This window comes from uncultured Tateyamaria sp. (assembly GCF_947496075.1).
Lineage (GTDB): Bacteria > Pseudomonadota > Alphaproteobacteria > Rhodobacterales > Rhodobacteraceae > Tateyamaria.
The window spans coordinates 240984-264532 of the sequence record NZ_CANMBJ010000005.1 but is presented as its reverse complement, the minus strand read 5'-3'; the positions used below and the strand labels follow the sequence as shown (position 1 = coordinate 264532).

Below are 23549 nucleotides of genomic sequence, written 5' to 3'. Positions count from 1 at the left end.
CGGTGTCAGTTGCCGGTCACACCATTGGCAAGCGTGTTGACGCCTGTGATCGGTGTCGTGATCGACGTGATGATCTTGGCGAACTGGGTGTACGGCGCTTCAGTTACATAAAGCGTGTCGCCGTCGCGGATCACGAAATCACGGGCCTGGAACATGCCGTTGGGCTGCGTGAGGTCCAGAACATAGACCAGACGCTGGGCGCCAATCAGGTCATCGCGTCCCAATACGACATTGGCCACTTCGGCAGGCTCGTTTCGGAACACGAAAATCCCAGTCGGGTCCGACGTATTGGTTTGCAGCCCGCCCACTTGGGCAAGAGCTTCAAGCGCGCTCAGGGTTTGACTTTCAAAGGGTACGCGGGCCTGTCCGCCAGTGGCACCCAATGCTGTAAAGGCGCGGGTGTCTTCCTCGACCAGCACGCGATCTCCGCCACGTAGGGCGATGTCCAACTCGGGGTGATCATAGATATCCTGGAACCACACCTGACTGCGCACATCACCACGGATTACGGTGACACGTGCAATCTCGGGCACGATGGTCACGCCACCAGCGCGGGCAAGCATGGTCGACAACGTGCGCGTTGGACGCTCAATGGCATAGACGCCCTGCGCGCCCACAGAACCGATCAGCGACACGGTCGATCCGTCCCCGGCCACCCGGCGCACCTGCACCTGCGGGTCGGGTGTTTGGTCATCAAGTTTCGTGGTGATGATCCGGCGAATGGCGTCCGGTGTGTTGCCAGCAGCGCGGATTCGGCCCGCATATGGGACAAAGATGAAACCGGCGCCGTCAACCTGCACCTCTTCCAGGATGGTCGAATTCAGAGATTCTCCAGCCAGCAGACCATCGTCAACGTTTTCCCAGATGGTCAGGCCCAGAACGTCGCCCGGTTGGATGGTGTCTGATCCCAGTACGCCTACATTCCGAAACGCGTCTGAAAAACCAAGAGCCGGGGTAACAGCGGTGGCTTCGGTCACTCGGTCATTGACCGATACGATGAACGCATCGCCCTCGCGCTGGACCGAGCCCGAGAAAATCTGACGTTTGTTCGGGCCGATCTGCGGCAAGCCGCAAGAGGCCAGAATCCCTAGAAGGGCCAACGACGCACCCACGCGCGCCCAGCGGAACGGTTGGAAAATCACTGCTCGGTCTCCTCGACCTGTTTTTGTTCTGCCTCGAGTGCAGGTTGATCCGCACCCATTTTTGTATTTGCGACGGTTTTCCGCCGCTGATTTGTCGTCAAGCTACCGGAGTCCCGTAATAAAATCTAGCCATAGGGGTTGTGGTGGTCAGGTTACTAACCGCAACTGTTGCCTTGGGGCCGCGGTGCCTGATGCCAGCGCATCGTAGGGATCGTCCGGCGAAAGCATCATGTCGACAACTTGGCGCAACAACTGGCGCCGGCCACGGGCTGAATAGAAACCGCCAGCGATTTGACTGGTTTCCAGCAGATAGCGGCGATAGTCCCTGTATGCGCGGTTGTCGGGACGGCCCGCCCCGGTAAAGAAGGCTGGCAGGGGTTGATCACTTACAAATTCCGGCTTTGCGAAAACGGCTTTTCCAAAGACCTTGAGCGGAATACCGCGCCACAACACCTGTTGTGCAGCCGTAGAATTCACGGTGACCGCGCTGCGGGCATCATTCAGAAGCTGCGCCAGCTTGCCGCCACGCACGTAATGAATTCGCCCCTGCAGGCCCAGTTCCCGGGCCAATGTTCGAATGGTTTTGCGGATCGGCGCACGCCCGTCTTCCAGGGGGTGCGCTTTGATGACAAGGTGATGATGGGCCAGGGCGCCTTCGGCAAAGCCGCGGATCACAAGGTCCAGGAACTCTTGCATGGTTTTGAAGGGCGAGTGTTCCTGAAAGCTGCTGTCATGTTCCAACTGAAGTAACGCGAGGTGATACGGGAACCCACCGTACCGGATACGCAACGTGGCTTGCACCCTATCCATCGTTTGGATCGGCATCAGAAACAAGCGCTTGAGATACAGCTGAAATTCACGCGAGACGCTTAATGCACGATGCGGTTGAAAGTTGCGATAACTGCCATTTCGGAACATCACAAACCAGTGGTACAGCGCGCCGTAAAATATGTGCTGACGCATGTCGCCCCAAGTGCTGGGAGGCAGCGGCGCCTCCATGTCCGACAGGGCCAGCGCTTCCTGCATCTGGGTTACTGACATGTCCATTAGGCGTGAATGGCCATTGGAGCCGCCGCGTTCGTAGGTGACCCAGTAGGGACGCATGTAGCCTTCCTCGAAGACGTGTACGGTGATGCCGCGCCGCTTGGCCTCGGCCACAGCTTGCGCGTGGATGGGGCGCACATCACCGTAAAGAACGACGTCGGTCACGCCCTTGTCGTTTAGCAGTTGGGAAAACGTGAAGGGCCACTCGGCGGTAGTGCCGGTGAAGGGGATGTAGCTGCTGCGATGAAACCAGAACGCGCGATCCCCCGCGTTGAACCCGACACGCCACACGGTTGTCCCCGCACGGCGCAACATCGCGCCAAGGCGGTTGAAAAATGGGCCATGGGGTCCCTGCAGAAACAGGAACACCCTGTCTTCGGGGGCGTGCAGTGTCATCTGGTCCCTGATACTCGGCAATGTCTTGACCCATGATGAACACCTGACTGGGGCGGATTTATGGCTCAAGCGGTAAAAATCTGCAACTTCTGTGACACTTGCCCTTGGTGATATGCACAGTTACCTCGGGTCAGAACGGCAAGGAGCGCAATCATGTTTACGGGCATTGTCACCGATATCGGTACCATCACGGATCTGAAGCAAGAGGGCGACCTGCGTGTGCGCATCCAGACAGGATATGACACGTCGGGAATCGATATGGGGGCATCCATTGCCTCTGACGGGGTTTGCCTAACTGTCGTCGACCTTGGTCCGGACTGGTACGACGTGCAGGTAAGCGCCGAGACGGTCTCAAAAACCAACCTGTCGGCCTGGGCCGTTGGGCGCCGGGTGAATCTGGAACGTGCGCTGCGCGTCGGCGATGAACTGGGCGGGCATATCGTATCAGGCCATGTAGACGGCGTGGCAGAGGTGGTGTCCGTTGTCGACGAGGGCGACAGCACGCGGGTGCAGTTGCGTGCCCCGGATGATCTGGCGCGTTTCATTGCGCCTAAGGGATCCGTCGCGCTGAATGGCACGTCCCTGACGGTGAACGAGGTGCAGGACGCCATCTTTGGCATTAATTTCATCCCGCATACTAAAGAGGTGACAACATGGGGCGATGTTGCAGTCGGGGATGCGGTCAACCTCGAGATCGACACACTCGCCCGTTATGTCGCGCGGCTGGCAGAGGCGGGTTGATCCAAAGAACAGGCTGCGCCCGACGTCATTCCTGGCGCGCCTTTCCCTCGTGCTCGCATCATGGGAGGCGAGGGTGCAGCGGCGGATCGGGCCTTCGGGGAGGATGTTTTGGAGCAGGGGAAGGCCGTAGACCCTGCGCGCGCCGTAGCACTGGTATTGATATGCGCGATCCTCTATGTCGCGCACAATGCTGCCACAGGTGACCCATGAGCTTTGAGACCCCCGGGCCGGTCGAGACTGACCTCGCCGCTGCCATTTCGCCCATCGAAGAGATCATCGAAGAGGCGAAGTACGGCCGGATGTTCATCCTGGTCGACCACGAGGACCGCGAGAACGAAGGCGACCTGGTGATCCCCGCCAATTTTGCCGATGCGGCTGCCGTGAATTTCATGGCGACCCACGGGCGCGGGCTGATCTGTGTGACCTTGCCCGCCGAGCGGATCGACGATCTGGGCCTGCCCATGATGGCAATGCACAATTCCTCACGCCACGAGACGGCCTTTACCGTGTCCGTGGAAGCACGCGAGGGCGTAAGCACCGGCATTTCGGCCGGCGACCGTGCCCTGACAATTTCGACGCTTGTGAACCCGCAAGCCACGTCTGCCGAACTGGCAACGCCCGGGCACGTGTTCCCACTGCGCGCTCGCAAGGGCGGCGTCCTGGTCCGCGCGGGTCATACGGAGGCGGGCTGTGACGTGTCGCGGCTGGCCGGGCATTACCCATCCAGCGTCATCTGCGAGATCATGAACGAAGACGGCACCATGGCCCGGTTGCCCGATCTCGTGGATTATGCCGCCAAGCACAAGCTCAAGATCGGCACGATTTCCGATCTCATCGCCTATCGCCGCCGCCACGACAACCTCGTGGTCGAGACGGACCGCCGCATGGTAACCTCTCAGCATGGTGGCGACTGGGACATGCGGATTTTCACCGACCAAACCTATGGCATCGAGCACGTGACCCTGTCGAAGGGAGATCTGACAACGGATGAACCGGTGCTGGTCCGCACGCATGCACTGACTGAAGTGACGGATATTCTGGGTCTCAGCGACAAACCCGTGGGCGAGCTGCCCCGCGCGATGGAGTTGATCGCCGCCGAAGGGCGCGGCGTTGTCTGCCTCTTCCGCGAGCCGCGCAAGTCACTCTTCACTGATGAAGAGGCGGGCCCGCGCATCGTCAAGAATACGGGCCTTGGCGCCCAGATGCTCTCGAACATGGGCCTGTCGCGCCTGATCCTTCTGACCGATAGCCCTCGCACCACCTATATGGGCATCGACGCCTACGGGCTTGAGATCGTCGGCACCCGCCCCATCCTCGGAGAGAAATGATGGCATCCATAGACCACCACGTGCTGGACCGCCCCAGCTTTGATGATCCGACCAAGCTCCTGATCGTCGTGTCGCCCTATTACAAACAGATCGCAGACAACCTCGTGTCCGGCGCTAAGGCCGAGATCGAGGCCGCAGGCGCCACCTGGGATCTTGTGGAAATGCCGGGCGCGCTTGAGATCCCCACCGCCATCGGCATTGCCGAACGCCTGTCGAACTTTGACGGTTACGTGGCGCTGGGCTGCGTGATCCGGGGCGAGACGACGCATTACGAGACGGTCTGCAACGACTCGTCCCGCGCCATCCAGCTTCTGGGCCTTCAGGGCCTGTGCATCGGCAACGGCATTCTGACGGTCGAGAATACCGAGCAGGCCGAAGTGCGCGCCGATCCCTCAGTCCAAAATAAAGGCGGCGGGGCCGCTGCTGCGGCCTTGCACCTGATCGCGCTCAGCCGTAAGTGGGGCCGCTCCAGCAAGGGGGTCGGGTTCAAACCGGCCACCGAATACCAGCTGGCATCCAAGACAGGATCCACGACCGCATGACCCTTTCGGGCAACCAGAAACGCAAGATGCGCTCGGCCGCACGTCTCTATGCCGTGCAGGCGCTGTTCCAGATGGAACAGACGGCTCAGACCGTTGATCAGATCAAGGTCGAGTTCATGGACCACCGCTTTGGCGCGTCCTACGAGGGCGACGAGATGACCGAGGGCGACCCGGACCATTTTGCGCGGGTCATGGACGACGCGGTGAACTACCAGGCGCCGATCGACCAGATGACGGACCGGGCGCTGGTAGCGAAATGGCCGATTGCGCGGATTGACCCGACATTGCGGGCGCTGTTCCGGGCGGCAGGGGCTGAGTTTCGCGATACCGCGACGCCGCCCAAGGTGGTGATCGTGGAATATGTGGATGTGGCGCGGGCATTTTTTCCGGAAGGGAAAGAACCGAAATTCGTGAACGCGGTGCTGGACCACATGGCGCGGGAGGCGCGACCGGAAGCGTTTTGACGCAAGTTTTCGAACGCTTGCGCTTGAGATGAACGCGGGTTGGCCATTGTCGGATGACACCGTGCTTTGCGCTAAAATTGCAAACGCGCGAGAAGGTTTTGCCTACGTCATCCCTCGTTTGTTTGTCGTTTTGATTTGCCAGATTGTTGTGCAGCGTCGATCCTCCAATGGGGCGTGGATGAGCGAGACCAAGTCCTCTTGCGGATGCGAGATGGTCTCATAGCGGGCGCTTCTACTGTGCGTTGCTGCACGCCCACACACCTGAGGTATCAGGGGGGTCACTTCAGCTAGGTTCCGGTGGCGCGTCTGGGCCGTATTGGTCGCGTGGCTCACGTGTCGCACCAAGCATTGCTTGAACCACGTCATTCCAAACCCCAATTCACAACTGAGTTGAATAACCTCCCGCGTTGCGACGCATTTGGGCGGGGGAACTTGTCGTCTCTCAACCATCCCACGAAATAATTGAGGAGTCAGAAATGGGACGTGAAATCACTCTGTTCAGCAGCAAGGAAGCAAAGAGCCGTGGCGAAATCGCGACCTTCTTGCGCGGCCTCGCAGACCGCTTTGATGCGGCCGAGGTGATCCTGCGGAAAGGTCAGGATGAAATCGTGCTGAGCTTGCCCGATCGAATGATGCTGGAGTTGAAAGTCGAGGACGAGGAGAAGCGAAACAAAGGCATTCAACACAGCCTTGAAGTCGAGATGAAGTGGTATGACGGTGACACACCAACCGGCCCTGTCGAGTTGGGTTAAGACCGGCCAGCAACCGGAAGCGCGCATTTGTTTACTTCATGGCTCAATAGCTGCTCGGTAATTACCGCCAATCACTTGGACGAGTAAGTGCGATACGGACTGCTCTGCCGCAGGGTCCCTGAGACCTTTGGCAAAACGCCGTGCGTTGCTTTTTGAGGCCTGAACTGGTGTTCCAAACTCGATCCAACCGTACCGTCAAATGAGCTGCTGAGGGTAGTCCGCCCTTATGACACCCACCATTTGAGGCCGCTCTTGCGCAGTTCGCTGGACAAAATGGTTGCTTTGTCCGACAAGGCGACCGGGGTCTCGGTTTCGGAGCATCATGCCAGTCTTTCTCTGTGTCAAAGCGGGCTTCATTGCCTTGTTTACAAGAGGTAGTCATTGCTTCCTCCGACTGCTGAACCGGGATCAAGCCATACTGACGCGGGGCTCAGCATGACAGATATCCTGTTCAACAACGCCAAACTGGTGGACCCCGAAGCGGGCACAGTGACCACGGGGTCGCTTGTCGTGCGCGCTGGAAGGATTGCGGAACGGCTCACGCAAGACACTGAATTGAATGCTGAAAAAACTGCAACTGCAAACTTCTCACAGGTTGTCGACTGCCAGCGCAAATACCTGGCGCCGGGCATCGTGGATGTCGGTGTGAAGGTGTGCGAGCCTGGGGAAAGGCACAAAGAAAGCTTTGGGTCTGCAGGGCTCGCGGCGGCAGCTGGCGGGGTTACTACAATGGTCACCCGTCCCGATACCGACCCGGTCATCGACAATCCCGAGACCTTGGAGTTCGTGATCCGCCGTGCCCGTGAGGCAGCACCAGTTAATGTTCTGCCCATGGCTGCTCTGACAAAGGGGCGGCAGGGACGCGAGATGACCGAGATCGGCTTTCTGTTGGATGCCGGCGCTGTCGCCTTCACCGACTGCGATCAGGTGATCGCTGATAGCAAGGTCTTTGCCCGCGCCTTGACCTATGCCCGTTCGCTGGGTGCATTGGTGCTCGGGCACCCGCAGGATCCCGGGTTGAGCGCAGGCGCTGCGGCCACATCGGGCAAGTTTGCGTCGCTTCGCGGCCTTCCTGCTGTGTCACCCATGGCCGAGCGCATGGGACTTGATCGGGATATCGCGATGGTCGAGATGACTGGAGCACGCTACCACGCTGATCAGATCACTGTCGCGCGTGCACTGCCGCCGCTGGAGAGGGCGAAAAACAACGGGTTTGACATCACCGCGGGGACGTCCATCCATCATCTCGCGCTGAATGCGCTGGATGTGTCCGACTACCGCACATTTTTCAAGATCAAGCCGCCTCTGCGAGACGAGGAGGATCGCGTGGCGATAGCCGAAGCAGTTCGGACCGGCCTTATCGATGTCATCAGCTCAATGCACACACCGCAGGATGAAGAGAGCAAGCGTCTGCCCTTCGAAGCGGCCGCGTCTGGTGCAGTCGCGCTTGAGACGTTACTGCCTGCTGCAATGCGCCTGTTTCACGCCGACCAAATCGACCTGCCTACATTGTGGCGTGCCATGTCGCTGAATCCCGCCAAACGTCTTGGGCTTGAAACCGGGCGGCTGGCTGTGGGCGCCCCGGCGGACCTTGTTCTTTTTGACCCGCATGCGCCGTTTGTGATGGATCGTGCCACACTGCATTCGAAATCGCGCAACACCCCATTTGACGGGGCACGGATGCAGGGTAAGGTTTTGGAAACCTTTGTCGCTGGACGATCCGTATACAAAAGAGACTAAATGCCCCTTCTTGAAAGCACACAAGCGACACTGGCCCTGTGGGCAGTGATTGGCTACCTCCTTGGGTCGATCCCTTTTGGCATGGTTTTGGCGCGGGTTATGAACCTCGGAAACCTGCGCGAGATTGGATCTGGCAACATCGGCGCCACCAATGTCTTACGGACCGGTAACAAACTGGCAGCTGCGCTGACTTTGGTGTTGGACGCCGGAAAGGGGGCCGCAGCGTTGCTGCTTGCTCGAATGATTGCGGGAGCAGAAGACGCAGCACAGATAGCTGGGCTCGCTGCGATGCTGGGCCACTGTTATCCAGTCTGGCTAAGCTTCAAAGGCGGCAAAGGTGTTGCAACCTTTCTTGGTCTGCTGACAGCACTACACTGGCCCGTCGGGCTAGGGGCCTGCATTGCGTGGCTTATCGGTGCGGGACTGTCGCGCATTTCGTCGATGGGTGCGCTGGTCGCGGCCGCTTCATGTACATTCCTGATGATGTTTCTCGGCGCGCCAGATGGACTGCTCCTGGGGATCATCCTTACGCTTCTGATCTTCTGGCGGCACCGCGAAAACATTCGTCGCATCAAAGCGGGAACTGAACCGAAGATAGGTCAAAAGAACGTGTAAGTGACTTCGCGGTTCTGTCTGCTTTTGCGGGCGCCATTATTTGTCGAATTGAACGTGAATTCGGATCTACCCAGCGCGCTCAACTCTTTGCTCAACTGGCCGCGCCAAGCAGTGCCGCGTTCCCACCCGAAGCGGTTGTATCCACGCAGACATGCCGTTCGACAAAGACGTGTGCTCTGTCTGGCTGTCCTGTGATCAAGGGGATGATCGGGCCGCTGCGCTTGGCGAGGGCCTTTTCCAAGGCGGAGCCCGTTGGTTCAATTGCACCCCACCAGAGCACACCGCCATACGCAGGGCCGTCGGTCAGCGTTTTGGGGTCAATCTCCCCGCTGGCTACAACGGCGTTACCTCCCAATGCTGTCACGGCCGCCATCTGGGCTGCCGCTGTTTCGGGGCCTGGGCCGGCGCAAAGCAGTGCAGGCCGTGGGGAGCGGCTGTGTACGTTTGACTCGCCTGTTGGGCCGGGCAGAGTGGTGCTGTCCTGAACCGTATCCGAATTCGCTGGCAGCGGGGGTAGCGCTGAGGGGGCGATCCACGTTCCGGATGATGCTTCGGGTGTTTGTGCCCTGAAACGCAACAGATAGTCCGGCCCGCCCGCCTTTGGTCCAGTCCCCGACAGTCCGTGTCCACCAAAGGGCTGACTGCCCACGATGGCTCCGATCTGATTGCGATTGACATAGACATTGCCTGCAGCAATGCGGTCCGTCACATGTTGCACCCTGTCATCTATGCGGGTGTGGAGGCCGAAAGTCAGACCGTACCCCGTGTCATTGATGGCGTCGATCACGGCATCGAGGTCAGCGGCCTCGTAAGTCGCAATATGTAGAACCGGACCAAACACTTCCCGCTCGATATCTCCGATGCCATCCACACGGATCAGGGTGGGTGCAACAAAGTACCCGTGGGTCGGGGTTTCGAGCTGGTGCAGCAGTCGCCCCTCTGTGCGAGCGGTGGCAATATATGTATCTATGTCGGCCTGCGCTTCAGGATTGATGACGGGGCCTATGTCGGTTGCAAGCTGCCAAGGGGTGCTTACGTTTAGAGCGTCCATTGCCCCGATCAACATTTCGGTCAGGTGCGGTGCGATATCCTCTTGCACATAGAGGCAGCGCAGGGCGGAGCAGCGTTGCCCGGCGGATTGAAATGCGCTTTCAACGATGCTGCGTACCACTTGTTCGGGCAAAGCGGTGCTGTCGACGATCATCGCGTTCAGTCCGCCGGTTTCGGCGATCAGAGGTGTGCCGGGTGCTGCATGGTCGGCCAGATTGGCTCGGATGCGCAGCGCGGTGTCTGTTGAGCCGGTGAAGGCGACGCCATTGACATCGGGGTGGCTGGTCAGTGCCGCACCAATATCGCCCGCGCCCAAAAGCAATTGCAGGGAGGTGCGCGGAACGCCAGCTTGGTGCAACAACTCGATGGCTCTGTATGCGATCAAGGATGTTTGTTCCGCCGGTTTGGCCAGAACCGCATTGCCGGCGGCCAGTGCTGCCGCGATCTGTCCAGTGAAGATCGCCAGAGGAAAGTTCCATGGCGAGATACAGACAAAAATGCCTGCAGGAGCGCTGCTGTCCGAGTGTGTCGCGTAGTATCGGAGGAAATCCACGGCTTCGCGCAGTTCGGCCACGGCGTCCGGCAGCGTTTTGCCCGCCTCGCGAGCGAGAAGAGCAAAGAGCTCGCCAAAAGCCGCCTCGTATAGGTCGGCAGCAGCGTTCAGGATGCGCGCGCGCTCTTCGGCAGAGACGGACCATTCCCTGGCGTCTGCGACGGCTTTGTTCACCACGTCCGATGTGGCCCAAAGGGCGGTGCCCACGACATCCTCCGGATCGGCTGGGTTCAAGACAGGTTTTTGAATGCCATCACCCGTTCTGACCGTGAGCGATTGTGCGTTCCACTGATGTGCAGCAAAGTCCTGACGCGCCTTTTCAATCCGTGAAAAGGTGGGTGTGTGGGTCAGGTCAAATCCTTGCGAATTGCGGCGCTCGGGCGCGAACAGCGCAGGGCCGTCTGGGATGGTGATCGCGCTGTCTTCCAGCGCTGCGAACGGATCGGCGGCCACCACCTCTGGCGGCACATCCTCGTCGACGATCTGGTTCACGAAGCTGGAATTGGCGCCGTTTTCCAGAAGCCGTCGCACCAGATAGGCCAAGAGATCGCTATGTGCGCCCACGGGCGCATAAATCCTGCACCTTGTACCATTTTCGCGCAGCACCATGCTGTGCAACGCCTCACCCATCCCGTGAAGACGTTGAAACTCAAAGGGTTGCCCATTGGCGATATGCAGGATCGCCGCGACGGTGTGGGCATTGTGGGTTGCGAATTGCGGATAGATGCGGTCGGTCAGACCCAGCAATTTGCGCGCATTCGAAATATAGGACACGTCGGTTGCGGCCTTGCGGGTGAAGACGGGAAAGCCCGCAACACCTTCGACCTGTGCACGCTTGATTTCAGTGTCCCAATATGCGCCCTTGACCAGCCGCACCATCACCTTGCGATCGTACCGTGCGGCCATATCGTGGATCGCATCGATAGCGGTGCCTGCGCGCGGACCGTAAGCCTGAACCACGATGCCGAACCCGTCCCAACCGGCAAGCGCCTTTTCTCGCAGGACCGCATCAATCACCTGCAGGGACAGTGACAGACGGTCGGCTTCTTCCGCATCCACATTCAGACCCATTCCCGCCGATGCGGCAAGCAGGGCGAGCGACCGCAAGCGGGGTACAAGATCGCGCATCACCGCGGCCTCTTGTGCGCGTTCATAGCGGGGATGCAGGGCGGACAACTTGACAGAGATGCCGGGGTTTTCGCGGATATCTGCGCTGGTGCAGGCCCGCGCTATGGCAGAGATGGCGCGGGAATAGCTCAAATGATAGCGCCGCGCGTCGGCGTCGGTCATCGCGGCCTCTCCGAGCATATCGTAGGAATAGGTGAAACCCTTGGCTTCCATTCCCGCAGCGCGCTCCATGGCGCTGTCGATGCTCTCGCCCAATACGAATTGTCGCCCCATCTCTTTCATTGCACGGGAGACGGCGGCCCGGATCACGGGCTCGCCCAATCGTTTGATCGCCCCACGCAGGTGGCCAATCGGACCCGGTTGATCGTCATCCAGTACGCGCCCGGTCAACATCAGCGCCCATGTGGATGCATTCACCAGTGACGACGTCGAATGGCCCAAATGTTTGCCCCAGTTCGACGGGGCAATCTTGTCTTCAATCAGCGCGTCGATGGTATCGGCATCCGGCACACGCAAAAGAGCCTCTGCCAAGCACATGAGAGCGATCCCCTCATCCGTCGATAGACCATATTCAGCCAGGAAGGTCTCCATCAGACCCGGTGCGGCTTGGGTGCGGATGGCAGTGACCAAATGAGCGGCGCGTTCGCAGATCGCATTCCGGTCCATGGCAGACAGATTGGCGGTTTGGATCAGGTCCGCCAGAACGGCGTCGGGTTCAGCATACATGCCGTTGTCAAGCTGGGTAGCCAGTTCACGGTTCATTTCTCGTACCATGGCGCTTTCCTTTTCCATTTAGCTAAGTGTATCATCGGTTGAGTAGGTAAAATGATTGAATTTGACGGAAACAGCAGAACAAATGAATAGCTTCAGGCAGGATACGAAAGCGAAGAAACCGAATGCATTGGACAAGCTGGATCAATCGATTCTGACGGCCCTTGCCGAGGATGGTCGGATCAGCATCACCGATCTTGCGACGCGCATTGGTCTGTCCAAGTCCCCGACACAGGCGCGGCTGCGGCGGTTGGAGAAAGCCGGGATCATAATGGGGTATCGCGCACTGCTTGATCCGATTTCGCTGGGGCTTGATCATGTGGCCTTTGTGGAAGTGCGCCTGAGTGATACCCGTGAGGCGGCTCTGCGTGGATTCAATACGGCTGTTCAGCAAATCCCGGAGATTGAGCAAGCCCATATGATTGCGAGCCATTTCGACTATCTCTTGAAGGTCCGCACTCGGAGTATGGCGCAGTATCGTCAATTTCTCGGGGATGTGATTTCAAGCCTTCCCCATGTAGCGTCAACATCGACCTATGTGGCTATGGAAGCCGTCAAAGAAGTTATGCTGCCCGGTCTTGAGTAAATGTGATTTGACCGGGGAGGTCTGAGCATCATTCTTTCGAGCATGAGATACGCTATTGTCGCCCTGTTGTTGTCCAGCCCAGCATTGGCGGAAACATGTCCGCCTGCGCCGGACATTTCTGTCGAGTTGCAGGCATTGATCGCCGATGCGAATGCTGCGCCGGATGAACGCAACGGGCAGGTTGCATCTGACCAGATGTGGCAATTGTGGTTGCGCGCACCCGACGCCGCTGCACAGGAAGTTCTGGATCGTGGGATGCGTCAACGGAGCAGTTTCGACTTTGCCGGTGCCCATGACAGCTTTGATAAGCTCGTGAGTTACTGTCCAGACTACGCGGAAGGGTACAACCAGCGGGCTTTTATCAGTTTCCTGCGCGAGGATTTTGCTACTGCACTGATTGATTTGGACCGGGCTTTGGACCTGTCCCCCGATCATGTAGGTGCGCAGTCTGGAAGAGCGCTCACACTCATGAACCTTGGCCGACGAGACGACGCGCGCGCGCAGCTTGAAAAGGCGCTGGTAAACAACCCGTGGCTGTCCGAACGTCATTTGTTGGCGGATGGGGCGCCGCTTGGTCCAGAAGGTCAGGAATTGTAGTCCTGTTGTCAGAGCCAGCGTGCGAAGAATGACACTCAGTTTCAGTCAGATGCAGGCATTCCATCGCAGTTGTGTTCCGCAAAACATGTATTAGAGTTTTGCACGACCCCCCCGTGGTCAACATCAAAAATCTATGGCAACGTCCGACGCAGATGCGGACGTGGTGGAATCGGTAGACACAAGAGACTTAAGCCATGTTTTGAGTGCCTCGGGGGAAACCTCGGGAGTAGAACTGCTCAAATTCGGGGAAAGCTAATGGCCATACCTAGCCCATGCCAATCCCGAGCCAAGCCGGTTGGATACTTGTCCTGATCGGAAGGTGTAGAGACTAGACGGGCAGCACCTAAGGCCGGGCGACCGGGGATGGTGAAGGGATAGTCCAGACCACAAACGACGCGATGCGTCGGCGGCGAAAGCCGTAGCGGGTAAGAAAATCTCTCGATCGTATGATCGTGCGGGTTCGAGTCCCGCCGTCCGCACCAGAAACCAAGAATGTGGTCACCCTGCAATCTGCCAACGTTTTTAGTGAAGCGCGGCGTTGCATAAGGGTGTGGACCTGCCAAACAACCAGAATTGGCCGTAGTTCTTTGTAATTTTATAAAATTCTCTGCAATTTGGAAATGGAGTTCCGCGGTTGCATTAAGGCGGAAGTAAGTGCGGTGACCTAAGGACGTGGTTCAGTTCATGTCGCTGCAACAGGTGTTGTCGCGCGCAATGCCAAGGATCATGCCATGCAATTCACAGGTCGAAACCTGCTTGTTCTGCCTCGCTTGAACTCACTAATGGCGAAAGCAGTACTGATGACTGCGCTGGTCACGCTCTCAGTTCTTGCAGCGATGGTGTCGTTTGACTACTCGGCGCAACGCAAGCTCTTGCACTCAGAACTGACTTCGCGTGCGCAAAACGTGACCGAGCTTCTGGCCATGCAGATGGGTGGCTCCATCAAGTTTGCAAATGAGGCTGCTGTTAAGGAAATAACCAAAAGCGTGATTGCCGCAGCCGAACCCGAGGTGCAGGGAGCGTTGGTTGTCGATTCAGCTGGCTTGCAGATGTTTGGTAGTCCTGAGATGGATGTACTTGCACCGGATGCGGCGTCTCTTGCCGCCAGCGCGATCAAGACTGGTCAGGTGTCGGCGTCAGAGAATGGTTTGGTGGTCGCATATCCAGTGAAGTTCGGGCCGGAAGCAGTGGTGGCAGGGGCGGTTGTCACGGCTTGGGACGATGCGCAGGTCATCGCCTTTCTTGCACACAATCAGATGATGGCGATGGCGGTTGCGGCTGCGGCCTTCGTTCTCGCGATGGCCCTGATCATCACGTACGCTTGGTACGACGTGTCGCGCCCAATAAATGGGCTTACTGAAGCTATGTCCGCAATCGCGCGGAAGGAATATCAGATCGATGTTCCGGGCACAAAGCGTGGTGACGAAATCGGTAACATGTCCCGCCGTTTGGATGGCTTCAGATTGGCACTGGCCAAGGCAACGAAGGGGCAGCGGGAAAGCGCATTCAAAGGTGCCGCATTCGAAGGGTCGACCGCACCAATGATGATGGTAGATGAAACCAATCAGATCATTTTCGTCAACCCCGCCTGCACGGCGCTCCTGAACAGCCTTTTGCCCGACCTGAATGCACTATGGCCTGGTGTTCAGTGTGATGCATGGATTGGTACCAATCTTGGTGAGATGAAAGATGTTGCAGATCTGCTCGATGTCCTGAGTGATCCCGGCAGTCCGCGCGACAACAGCATGGTGCTACGGGTTGGCGAACGGCATGTGCGCATTAATCTGAGCCAGACAAAGGACTATATGGGTCGAACGATTGGTGCGGTTGTTGAATGGTCGGATCAGACGACGGCACAACGAGACGCAGCCTTATTGGCAGGAATAGATAGCACGCAGATGCGCATAGAGTTCGATGATGTCGGACGGTGTTCTGGCGTGAATGGAGTTGCCGCAAAGCGCTTGCGTATAGAACCAGGCGATCTCGCGGACGTAACTTTGGGCACCCTGTTTGCTGCTGACCAGCCTGATCCGAAGATTCCGCACGATGTTCTATTTGCCTTGCAGCAAGGAGAAAGGCTGCACGGCAAAATACATCTAAAGTCTATCGGTGGGGAAAGGCGGGTCATTGATGGTGGTTTTGTCTGCGTTCGCACCGAAGACGCGGCGATTGAGCGCTATATCCTTATCGGAACGGATGTGACCGAGGCAGAGTTGGAAGTACTGGATGCGCGGGATCATCAGGCACAGATTGCTCGCGATCAGACCACCGTTGTTGCCGCCTTGGGGCAGGGCCTGCAAGACCTGTCCGAAGGCAATTTGACGCTCGAGTTGAAAGATCCGTTTCCCGACGAATACGAGAAACTCCGGCTGGATTTTAACGGGGCACTCACCAGTCTGCGCGATGCAATGGCCACTGTGACGCACAATGTGAACTCCATTCGGAGTGAAACAGCTGAAATCACCAGCGCTGCGGATGATTTGTCACGTCGGACGGAACGACAGGCCGCCACTCTCGAAGAAACGGCAGCTGCATTGGATGAGCTCACATCTTCTGTGCGTTCTGCTGCTGAAGGCGCCGATGCGGCGAGCAAAACCTCTGAAGATGCAAAACGCAATGCTGAGCAGGGCGGGGACATTGCACGTCAAGCGGTGAGTGCAATGGACGGTATCAAGGCGTCGTCTCACGAGATTTCCAAGATCACATCCGTGATTGATGACATCGCGTTCCAAACCAATTTGCTGGCGCTCAATGCAGGGGTTGAAGCGGCCCGTGCTGGTGAGGCTGGTCGTGGTTTTGCCGTTGTTGCAACCGAGGTGCGCGCGTTGGCACAAAGATCCTCTGACGCGGCCCGGGAAATCAATACGCTCATTTCCACGAGCGCTGAGCAAGTCCAGCACGGCGTTGAACTGGTCGATCGGACAGGGGGCGCGCTGTCAGCAATCGTATCTTCTGTTACCGATATTTCCGAACGAATGGTCGAAATCGCGACATCAACACGCCAACAATCAGCGGGCTTGAACGAGATCAACGCCGCAGTGAATGAACTGGATCATGTCACCCAACAGAATGCGGCAATGTTTGAAGAGACCACAGCAGCAAGCCATGCATTGACGGGTGAGGCAGATGCACTTGCAGACGCTGTCGCGCAATTCAAGATTGGCTTGGTCCGATTTGAAGATACTGGAGCGTCCGTAACCAGTACCGTACTGCCAGATGTAACACAGTTGCTGGAAGTGAATGGTGCCCTTGCCCTTTCGGATGATGACACGGCGGAGCCCACAGGATGGGAAGAGTTTTAGCCCATTTGATCAACTTTGGCTTGCGCAAAACCATATCGACGGAATTCATGACGATACCGCCGGTGCGTGATACCGGAATGACAGGGCCTGCGGCACCAAAAGTCTCCGGTATGAACAAGCGTTCGTGTAGCGCTCATCAGCCCTACACGAACGCTTCACTCACAAAACAAAAGAGGCGGCGTTACTCACATTTTCGGCGCATGCCCGCTGGACGGGTTGCCGTCAAGCACGGCCTCCGGCGAAACGATCTTGCCAGTCCTTTCTGTCTTCGTCGCTGATCTTGGCGAAAAGATTTTCAGGCACGGCAAAACTTTGTCCGGCAGGCAAGCTGTCGAGGGCATCTGATGCGTTGCTTGGCCACTGTGCCTTTTCGATCTGCAGCGCGGTGTTCATCTTTTGGGCCGCATCCGGGATGAACGGCGCGGACAAGGTGGCATAGAACGAGATCAAGTTCAGGCCAAGACGGATCTGCATGGCTGCCGTCTCGGGGTCCTCCTTGATGGTTGCCCACGGAGCGGCGGCCTGGAGATACTCGTTCCCTGCGACCCAGATAGCGCGAAGCTCTTGCGCTGATTTACGCACTTCCATGGAGTCCATCATCTGAGCATAGCGTGTGAGGCGGGCGTCCAGTTCTGCAATCAGCGTTTCTTCTCGGTCTCCATACACTCCGCCTTTCGGAACGATCTCTCCGAACTTGGAACGGCAGAATTTTGTGACGCGGCTTACGAAATTGCCAAGGACGTCTGCGAGGTCCTTGTTCACACCTTGCTGGAAGAGTTCCCACGTGAACTCTGAATCCGATGTCTCGGGACAATTGGACAACAACCACCAGCGCCAATAGTCGGCGGGCAAGATCTCCAGCGCCTGGTCCATGAACACACCCCGCCCCTGGCTGGTCGAGAACTGACCGCCATCGTAGTTCAGGTAGTTGAAAGACTTGAGGTGATCGACCATTTTCCACGGCTCTCCAGAACCAAGGATGGTGGCCGGAAAACTGAGCGTGTGGAACGGCACGTTGTCTTTACCCATGAACTGGGTATAGCGCACGTCATCTGCGCCCTTGTCGGTCCGCCACCAACGTTCCCAATCTGCGCCGCCGTGCGCATCTGACCACTCGCCAGCGCAGGCTATGTATTCGATTGGCGCGTCGAACCAGACGTAGAATACCTTGCCCTCCATACCGGGCCAGTCAGCGTCGCCACGGCGCACGGGAATGCCCCAGTCCAGATCTCTTGTGATCCCGCGGTCCTGCAGGCCGTCACCATCGTGCAACCACTTCTTGGCAATCGACGTGGTTAGCAAAGGCCAATCGGTCTTGCTATCGATCCAGGCGTTCAGGTCATCCTTGAGCGCGGATTGACGCAGATAAAGGTGCTTGGTTTCACGCACCTCGAGATCGGTTGAGCCGGACACTGCACTCCGCGGCTCGATCAGATCGGTTGGGTCCAGTTGCTTGGTGCAATTCTCGCACTGGTCGCCGCGCGCCTTATCATAGCCGCAATTTGGGCAGGTGCCCTCGATGTATCGGTCAGGGAGGAAGCGGCCATCCGCGTTGGAATAGACTTGTTTCTCTGTCACCTCACGGATCAAATCCGCATCGGCCAACCGACCGGCAAAGTGCTGGGTCAAAGCGTGGTTCTGAGGCGATGACGACCGTCCGAAATGGTCAAAGGATAGACGAAAACCCTTGGCAATCTCGGCCTGGATCTTGTGCATCTCCGCGCAGTATTCAGCCACTGGTTTGCCAGCTTTGGCTGCTGCAAGCTCAGCTGGCGTTCCGTGTTCATCGGTGGCGCACAAAAACAAGACCTCGTTTCCCCGCGCACGCTGGTAGCGGGCATAAAGGTCGGCTGGCAACTGGCTGCCAACAAGGTTGCCTAGATGCTTGATCCCGTTGATGTAGGGAATGGCGGACGTGATCAGATGACGCTGCATGATGGGCCTTTGAATGATTGCGGCCCATGTATCAGCGGGATGCCCGGTGGAAAAGACCTGTTACTTGTTGTCGCGACTGCGGCCCGTCAAACGCCCAATCAGGAAGGATGTCCGTGGGGCGTAGATGTAACGCGTACGCTTGGTCGGCGTGGCACGGGCGCGCATCCGAGCTAAACCAAAGACGATCAGAATAGCATGCCCTACCGCGATCATGGCGAATAGCGCAGGTGGGCCGAAAGCGTCGATCAGGGCCGAGGCAGTAATCGGGGCTGCGATGGCACCGAGGGCGAAATAGAACATCAACGCGGCTGACAGTTCTACCCGCTCCGAAGCATCGGCAAAGTCATGGGCGTGTGCCGCAGCCACCGAATAGATGGGAAAAGTTGTCAGACCGAATAGTCCGGCGGTCAGCATTATGCCCGTTGTATCAAGGTCGGTTGCAAGGGCTGTGATCGCACAGCTGCCCATTGCTGCGGCCGACAGCCAGATCAGCACCCAGCGGCGGTCAAACTTGTCAGCCAGCCACCCCACGGGATATTGCGCCAGCGCCCCTCCCAGCACGAAGGCGGCCATGAACCATGCGATTTGCTGTGCTGTTAGTCCCACTTCCTGACCATAGATGGGGCCGACCATACGGAAGGATGCGCTGGACAGGGCGGCCACTACGACCCCTGCGGCAGCCAGCGGAGAGCGTTCGATTGCCAATCTGGGGCGGAGACGTGGGGCGCTCGGTGTTTCAGGCTGTTTCACCTTGGTCAAGGTTAGGGGCAACAGAGCCGCGCAACACACGATGGCCAACAAGTTGTAGCTAACATAGCTTGCTGGTTCGAGCACCCCGATCACAAGCTGGGCGGCGAGGGACGCGCCCATATCCATCAACCGGTACACACCCATGGTTCGACCGCGGGTGGCATTCGTGACCTTGGATTGGAGCCAGGCTTCGATCACGGTGTAGCAGCCTGCAACGCACATGCCGGACGCGACGCGCATCACTGCCCAGGCTATCGGGTCCACGATCATCATATGAGCGATCAATCCGATGGCTCCTGCTGCGGTAAAGGCAGCAAAGGCGCGGCTGTGCCCGACGCTGCCCATCAGACGTGGTGCCCACCAGCATCCAATGAAGAAACCCAGAAAATGGGCAGATCCCAGCAGGCCGATCTCTTGCCGTGTGAAGTCGAGCGCGAGACCCGACAGCGCATCCAGCGGACCAAGCGCGCCTGAACTGAGTTGCAGCAGAATGACCGACAGAAACAGGGCCGCGAAGGAGATGAGCATGCGCATTGCAAGCTCCTTGTGGCGCGAGTCGGGGGGCTTGCCTAGCGGGTATTCGACGGGCCTGCGTCGTTTTTCAGCCAGCTGCCGTGATTTCGGCAACGATGTCGATGCCGACGGTGTCGTCCACCAGATTAGCATAGCCTGTTGCGCCGAATTCGCGCCGGTCGATACGGCCTTTCAGCATGACGGTAAGAGTGCTGAAGTCCTCTGCGGCACTGCCGCGGGCGCGAAACAGACCCGCATCGAAGCGAATGCGGCGGGTGACACCGCGCAATGTCAGATCCCCTTCGAGCGTGGCGCCATCGGAAAGACGCCCACCGGCCCCCAGCTTTACACGTGTTGATCGGAAGCGGGCGGTGGGATGGTTTTGCGCATCAAGAACCGAAGGTGATTTCAGCGCTTCTGTTGCAAAGATCAGACCGGTGCGTGCACGGCGCACATCGGCGCTGACGAGGGCGGTGGACTTGTCCAGATTGTTGGGGTCAACGGTCAGGTCGGCTTGGTTGACAGGCACCGTTCCTTTCACCGGCGCGCCGTTCAGCATGAATGTATAGGTGATCGTCGCGCCGCCTGTACCAAGGCGATAGGGGGTGGGGACAGCCCAACCTGTACGCGGCGTGAGTGTGGCGAGGGCACAAAGTAGCAAGTGGCGGCGGTTCATGACGATGTCCTTTGCAGGTCTGTTCTGCAGAGGTAACACGCCAGCCTTGGATTTAGTCGCAGGTCACGCAGCCTTTATCGACCCGGAGATGCGGGGAAGCACGTGATCAGGATGACGCGTGATTTCCCACGTCTGTTCAGGGGCAGCGCGTGCACGCAGCCGTGTCAGACGCCAACGGCCTTGGTCGCCCCGGTGATCAGGGGTCAAATGCCAGCGGCTTTCAACACCCTGTGCACCGCCCATTCCAGGCGTCAGCAACAGGCCCAGCGGGGCGTCGCCTTTGCCCGCTCCTCCGTTTTCGGCCGCCAGATGCATGCGGCGGACCGGGGTCAGGCCTAGCAGGCCGGGCATATCGGCGATGGCAAGGGGCACGGTGCCGCTGCGCAAAACTTCTTCCATACTCCACAACACGTCATCCGCCCGCTTTGCATGGACTATGATCAGCCGTGCTGGGTCGAGTGACGGCATCATGCCACAAGGGTTCAGGTGTTCCGTGCTCCAATCCGGGGTGATCCAGATCACTGGACCCTTGGTTTGTGCCACCAGCCACATGGCAAGCCGGTGGCGGGCAGGGCCACAAGCCTCGTGTACCCGGCCCATTGCCAACCCATGCCCAAGCCCATGTTGCGCCCCTTCGGACAACAGGGGCAGACAAGCGCGGACGCCTGATTTGGTGTGCTGGGCAAGTGACGTGGGCAATGGCATGTCTATACGGTAGCGTGTTCTTTATATGTTCTCAATTCTGATTTGCGCGAAACGGGCAGATTTTTGGCTTGTCCCCAAGGGTCTGGCCGCTAGGGTCACCCGGACGCAACAGGAGGGCCTGACATGGAACGACGCAAGCTGGGACGCACGGGGATCGATGTGTCAGCCTTATGTCTGGGATCAATGACCTGGGGCACACAGAACACACCGGAAGAAGGCCACGCTCAGATCGACCGTGCGCTTGCTGCAGGAATAGACTTCGTCGACACGGCAGAGATGTACCCGGTGAACCCCATAAGCGCTGAAACCGTGGGGCGGACTGAGGACATCATCGGCCTGTGGTTCGAACGCGGTGGTGCACGCGACGACATGATCCTGGCCACGAAACATTCGGGGTCAGGTATGCGCCATGTCCGGGATGGTGCGGATATCAGTGGCGCCACGATTCCTGAGGCCGTTGAAGGATCGCTTCGCCGACTGCGGACCGATTATATTGATCTTTATCAGTTTCACTGGCCGAACCGTGGCAGTTACATGTTCCGCCAAGACTGGACGTATGACCCGTCCGGGCAAGACCCCGTAGCCGTTCGTCAGAACATGGCAGATTGTCTGGGCGCGCTGCAGCGCGAGGTGGATCGGGGAACCATTCGTGCATTTGGCCTGTCGAATGAAAGCGCCTGGGGTACCGCTGCATGGCTTGCTATTGCTGAACAAACAGGTGGGCCGCGTGTGGCGTCAGTCCAGAACGAGTACTCTCTGATGTGTCGTCTATATGACACCGACATGGCCGAGCTCAGCGTAAACGAAGATGTCGGGCTTTTGTCGTTTTCGCCTTTGGCGACCGGCCTTTTGACCGGTAAATATCAAGGTGGGGTCGTGCCCACCGGGTCACGCATGACCCTGAATGCTGATTTGGGCGGCCGCAAGACCGAGCGGGCTTTCGAAGCAGTCGATGCCTACCTGGCCGTTGCGCGCAAACATGGTCTGGATCCAAGCCAGATGGCCTTGGCGTGGTGTATGACGCGCCCCTTCATGTGCTCTGTCATCTTCGGGGCCACAACGATGGACCAACTGGACGTGGCCATCGGTGCGGCTGATTTGCAACTGAGCGATGAAGTGCTGGCCGATCTTGACACTGCCCATCGCGCGCATCCGATGCCCTATTGATCCAACTGCGCTAGTGCATTCGACACTCGGTGAGCCTACCCAGATTCACCTGACTGGAAAGGTTTTGCAAAGGCTACTGGTCAAAGCGATGCGCAGCGCGTGTTGCGCGCGGGCTTTCCCCGTATTTTTCTGTATGTGCCCGGGCAAGGCTGGATTGAGATCCGAAACCTGTGGCGAGAGCGATACTGTGCAGCGGTGTTTCTGTATGCTTGATCAGCCTGTGCGCTTCCGCTAACCGAAGGGTAAGGTAATGCGTTTTCGGCGTGATCCCAAGCACTTGCTGGAAGTGGAGTTGCAGGCTGCGGGTGCTGAGCCCGAGCCGCTTCGCGATGGCTGGGATGGGAACAGGGGTGTCCAGCGCGCTTTCCATTATGGCATGAGCCTTGTGTGTCAGTGCACTGTGTTGACGCGCGTCCGGGTGCCGGATCTGCGGGTCAGTGGACGATGGGGCGCGTGTATGGATAAAGCCAGCGGCGACACGCGCGGACAATGATGCTCCGTGTTGGACCTCGATCAGCTGCAGCATCATGTCGAGGGTCGGTGCTGCGCCGCTGCTGGTCCATCGTCTGCCGGATGTCACGAACCTTGCATTTTGCAGCATGATGTCCGGGAAACTTGCAGAGAACTCGGCCAGGTCCTCCCAATGGGTGGTGGCGGTGTGTCCGTCAAGCAAGCCAGCCTTTGCCGCCAGCCATGCGCCGCCATCAATGGTCATGAGGACGGTGTCAGGTGCGGTGAGGCGTCGGATGCTCGACAATAGGGCCGGGGTGGCTTGCGGGATCACGTTGAACCCGGCCACAAGGATCAGAAGGTTGCAGGATACGACGCGTTGCAGCGGTGCGGTGGGCACGGTCAGACCGCTGGTCAGTTGAACGTCCTCGTTGGTTGGTGTTGCAAAGCTCCAATCGTAGAGTTTGCGCTGGGACTGTCGGTTGGCTGCGCGTAGGGGGTCAACGGCTGCTGCGAGCGAAAGGGTGTTTGTATTTTGCAGGACGAGTATTGCGGTTTTCGTCATATCAATTCGCTTTTTGACAAGTTTGGATCACAAGGAA

Annotated in this window: 19 protein-coding genes; 11 read left to right on the top strand and 8 right to left on the bottom strand. The window is 58.4% G+C overall.

Annotated elements, in window-relative coordinates:
• Positions 1–5: 5 nt before the first annotated feature.
• Both Q1A51_RS18330 and Q1A51_RS18325 read right to left on the bottom strand, forming a co-directional pair.
• Positions 6–1142, bottom strand: a complete 1137-nt coding sequence (locus Q1A51_RS18330) for a polysaccharide biosynthesis/export family protein (RefSeq protein ID WP_299604571.1) — start codon at positions 1140–1142, stop codon at positions 6–8.
• 147 nt (positions 1143–1289) lie between these two features.
• Positions 1290–2582, bottom strand: a complete 1293-nt coding sequence (locus tag Q1A51_RS18325; RefSeq protein ID WP_299604568.1) for a capsular biosynthesis protein — start codon at positions 2580–2582, stop codon at positions 1290–1292.
• Positions 2583–2735: 153 nt separating this feature from the next.
• Here Q1A51_RS18325 and Q1A51_RS18320 point away from each other — a divergent pair, with 153 nt between their 5' ends.
• From Q1A51_RS18320 to plsY, 7 genes are all read left to right on the top strand, one after another.
• Complete coding sequence (locus Q1A51_RS18320; protein WP_299204775.1) at positions 2736–3323, top strand: riboflavin synthase; 588 nt, start codon at positions 2736–2738, stop codon at positions 3321–3323.
• 206 nt (positions 3324–3529) lie between these two features.
• Positions 3530–4651, top strand: a complete 1122-nt coding sequence (ribB, locus tag Q1A51_RS18315) for a 3,4-dihydroxy-2-butanone-4-phosphate synthase (protein ID WP_299204778.1) — start codon at positions 3530–3532, stop codon at positions 4649–4651.
• Positions 4648–5193, top strand: coding sequence for a 6,7-dimethyl-8-ribityllumazine synthase (locus tag Q1A51_RS18310; RefSeq protein ID WP_299604563.1), 546 nt, complete (start codon positions 4648–4650; stop codon positions 5191–5193). Before ribB ends, Q1A51_RS18310 begins: the two co-directional genes overlap by 4 nt.
• A complete protein-coding gene (gene nusB, locus Q1A51_RS18305; protein WP_299604560.1) occupies positions 5190–5657 on the top strand; it encodes a transcription antitermination factor NusB in 468 nt (155 codons plus the stop codon). The genes Q1A51_RS18310 and nusB overlap by 4 nt, the downstream gene beginning before the upstream one ends.
• A gap of 476 nt (positions 5658–6133) precedes the next feature.
• Positions 6134–6409 (top strand): amphi-Trp domain-containing protein, encoded by a 276-nt coding sequence (locus Q1A51_RS18300; protein ID WP_299604557.1) that lies wholly within the window; start codon positions 6134–6136, stop codon positions 6407–6409.
• Between the two features lie 435 nt (positions 6410–6844).
• Positions 6845–8149: a dihydroorotase gene (pyrC, locus tag Q1A51_RS18295; protein ID WP_299604555.1), complete on the top strand. Its 1305-nt coding sequence runs from the start codon at positions 6845–6847 to the stop codon at positions 8147–8149.
• Positions 8150–8764 carry a glycerol-3-phosphate 1-O-acyltransferase PlsY gene (gene plsY, locus Q1A51_RS18290; RefSeq protein ID WP_299604553.1) on the top strand — a complete coding sequence of 205 codons (615 nt, stop codon included), beginning with the start codon at positions 8150–8152 and terminating at the stop codon, positions 8762–8764.
• A gap of 91 nt (positions 8765–8855) precedes the next feature.
• On the opposite strand, the gene putA is transcribed toward plsY, so the two are convergent.
• Complete coding sequence (putA, locus tag Q1A51_RS18285) at positions 8856–12269, bottom strand: bifunctional proline dehydrogenase/L-glutamate gamma-semialdehyde dehydrogenase PutA (protein ID WP_299604551.1); 3414 nt, start codon at positions 12267–12269, stop codon at positions 8856–8858.
• Between the two features lie 82 nt (positions 12270–12351).
• Here putA and Q1A51_RS18280 point away from each other — a divergent pair, with 82 nt between their 5' ends.
• From Q1A51_RS18280 to Q1A51_RS18270, 3 genes are all read left to right on the top strand, one after another.
• The gene (locus Q1A51_RS18280) at positions 12352–12852 is read left to right on the top strand and encodes an Lrp/AsnC ligand binding domain-containing protein (protein ID WP_299204796.1); all 501 of its coding nucleotides are present in this window, start codon (positions 12352–12354) and stop codon (positions 12850–12852) included.
• A 42-nt stretch (positions 12853–12894) separates the two neighbouring features.
• Positions 12895–13449 (top strand): tetratricopeptide repeat protein, encoded by a 555-nt coding sequence (locus tag Q1A51_RS18275; protein WP_299604548.1) that lies wholly within the window; start codon positions 12895–12897, stop codon positions 13447–13449.
• A gap of 782 nt (positions 13450–14231) precedes the next feature.
• Entirely contained in the window at positions 14232–16751 is a 2520-nt protein-coding gene (locus tag Q1A51_RS18270; RefSeq protein ID WP_299671459.1) for a methyl-accepting chemotaxis protein, read from the top strand.
• Between the two features lie 222 nt (positions 16752–16973).
• Here the strand turns inward: Q1A51_RS18270 and metG are convergent, their stop codons facing one another.
• The 4 genes from metG to Q1A51_RS18250 all read right to left on the bottom strand — a co-directional run bounded on the left by metG (position 16974) and on the right by Q1A51_RS18250 (position 21330).
• On the bottom strand, positions 16974–18686 hold the full coding sequence (gene metG / locus Q1A51_RS18265) for a methionine--tRNA ligase (protein WP_299604542.1): 1713 nt from the start codon (positions 18684–18686) through the stop codon (positions 16974–16976).
• Between the two features lie 60 nt (positions 18687–18746).
• Complete coding sequence (locus Q1A51_RS18260; RefSeq protein ID WP_299604539.1) at positions 18747–19970, bottom strand: MFS transporter; 1224 nt, start codon at positions 19968–19970, stop codon at positions 18747–18749.
• A gap of 67 nt (positions 19971–20037) precedes the next feature.
• Positions 20038–20625 carry a YceI family protein gene (locus Q1A51_RS18255; protein WP_299604536.1) on the bottom strand — a complete coding sequence of 196 codons (588 nt, stop codon included), beginning with the start codon at positions 20623–20625 and terminating at the stop codon, positions 20038–20040.
• A gap of 63 nt (positions 20626–20688) precedes the next feature.
• Positions 20689–21330: a hypothetical protein gene (locus Q1A51_RS18250; protein WP_299604534.1), complete on the bottom strand. Its 642-nt coding sequence runs from the start codon at positions 21328–21330 to the stop codon at positions 20689–20691.
• 123 nt (positions 21331–21453) lie between these two features.
• Here Q1A51_RS18250 and Q1A51_RS18245 point away from each other — a divergent pair, with 123 nt between their 5' ends.
• The gene (locus Q1A51_RS18245) at positions 21454–22497 is read left to right on the top strand and encodes an aldo/keto reductase (protein WP_299604532.1); all 1044 of its coding nucleotides are present in this window, start codon (positions 21454–21456) and stop codon (positions 22495–22497) included.
• Positions 22498–22570: 73 nt separating this feature from the next.
• On the opposite strand, the gene Q1A51_RS18240 is transcribed toward Q1A51_RS18245, so the two are convergent.
• Positions 22571–23512 (bottom strand): helix-turn-helix domain-containing protein, encoded by a 942-nt coding sequence (locus Q1A51_RS18240; protein WP_299604530.1) that lies wholly within the window; start codon positions 23510–23512, stop codon positions 22571–22573.
• Between the last annotated feature and the right edge of the window lie 37 nt (positions 23513–23549).

Bases quoted from the DNA above. Each gene is read 5' to 3' on its own strand.
- Q1A51_RS18325 (WP_299604568.1), bottom strand. From the start codon at position 2,582: ATGACACTGCACGCCCCCGAAGACAGGGTGTTCCTGTTTCTGCAGGGA.
- Q1A51_RS18320 (WP_299204775.1), top strand. From the start codon at position 2,736: ATGTTTACGGGCATTGTCACCGATATCGGTACCATCACGGATCTGAAG.
- ribB (WP_299204778.1), top strand. From the start codon at position 3,530: ATGAGCTTTGAGACCCCCGGGCCGGTCGAGACTGACCTCGCCGCTGCC.
- Q1A51_RS18310 (WP_299604563.1), top strand. From the start codon at position 4,648: ATGATGGCATCCATAGACCACCACGTGCTGGACCGCCCCAGCTTTGAT.
- nusB (WP_299604560.1), top strand. From the start codon at position 5,190: ATGACCCTTTCGGGCAACCAGAAACGCAAGATGCGCTCGGCCGCACGT.
- Q1A51_RS18300 (WP_299604557.1), top strand. From the start codon at position 6,134: ATGGGACGTGAAATCACTCTGTTCAGCAGCAAGGAAGCAAAGAGCCGT.
- pyrC (WP_299604555.1), top strand. From the start codon at position 6,845: ATGACAGATATCCTGTTCAACAACGCCAAACTGGTGGACCCCGAAGCG.
- plsY (WP_299604553.1), top strand. From the start codon at position 8,150: ATGCCCCTTCTTGAAAGCACACAAGCGACACTGGCCCTGTGGGCAGTG.
- putA (WP_299604551.1), bottom strand. From the start codon at position 12,269: ATGGTACGAGAAATGAACCGTGAACTGGCTACCCAGCTTGACAACGGC.
- Q1A51_RS18280 (WP_299204796.1), top strand. From the start codon at position 12,352: ATGAATAGCTTCAGGCAGGATACGAAAGCGAAGAAACCGAATGCATTG.
- Q1A51_RS18275 (WP_299604548.1), top strand. From the start codon at position 12,895: ATGAGATACGCTATTGTCGCCCTGTTGTTGTCCAGCCCAGCATTGGCG.
- Q1A51_RS18270 (WP_299671459.1), top strand. From the start codon at position 14,232: ATGGCGAAAGCAGTACTGATGACTGCGCTGGTCACGCTCTCAGTTCTT.
- metG (WP_299604542.1), bottom strand. From the start codon at position 18,686: ATGCAGCGTCATCTGATCACGTCCGCCATTCCCTACATCAACGGGATC.
- Q1A51_RS18260 (WP_299604539.1), bottom strand. From the start codon at position 19,970: ATGCGCATGCTCATCTCCTTCGCGGCCCTGTTTCTGTCGGTCATTCTG.
- Q1A51_RS18255 (WP_299604536.1), bottom strand. From the start codon at position 20,625: ATGAACCGCCGCCACTTGCTACTTTGTGCCCTCGCCACACTCACGCCG.
- Q1A51_RS18250 (WP_299604534.1), bottom strand. From the start codon at position 21,330: ATGCCATTGCCCACGTCACTTGCCCAGCACACCAAATCAGGCGTCCGC.
- Q1A51_RS18245 (WP_299604532.1), top strand. From the start codon at position 21,454: ATGGAACGACGCAAGCTGGGACGCACGGGGATCGATGTGTCAGCCTTA.
- Q1A51_RS18240 (WP_299604530.1), bottom strand. From the start codon at position 23,512: ATGACGAAAACCGCAATACTCGTCCTGCAAAATACAAACACCCTTTCG.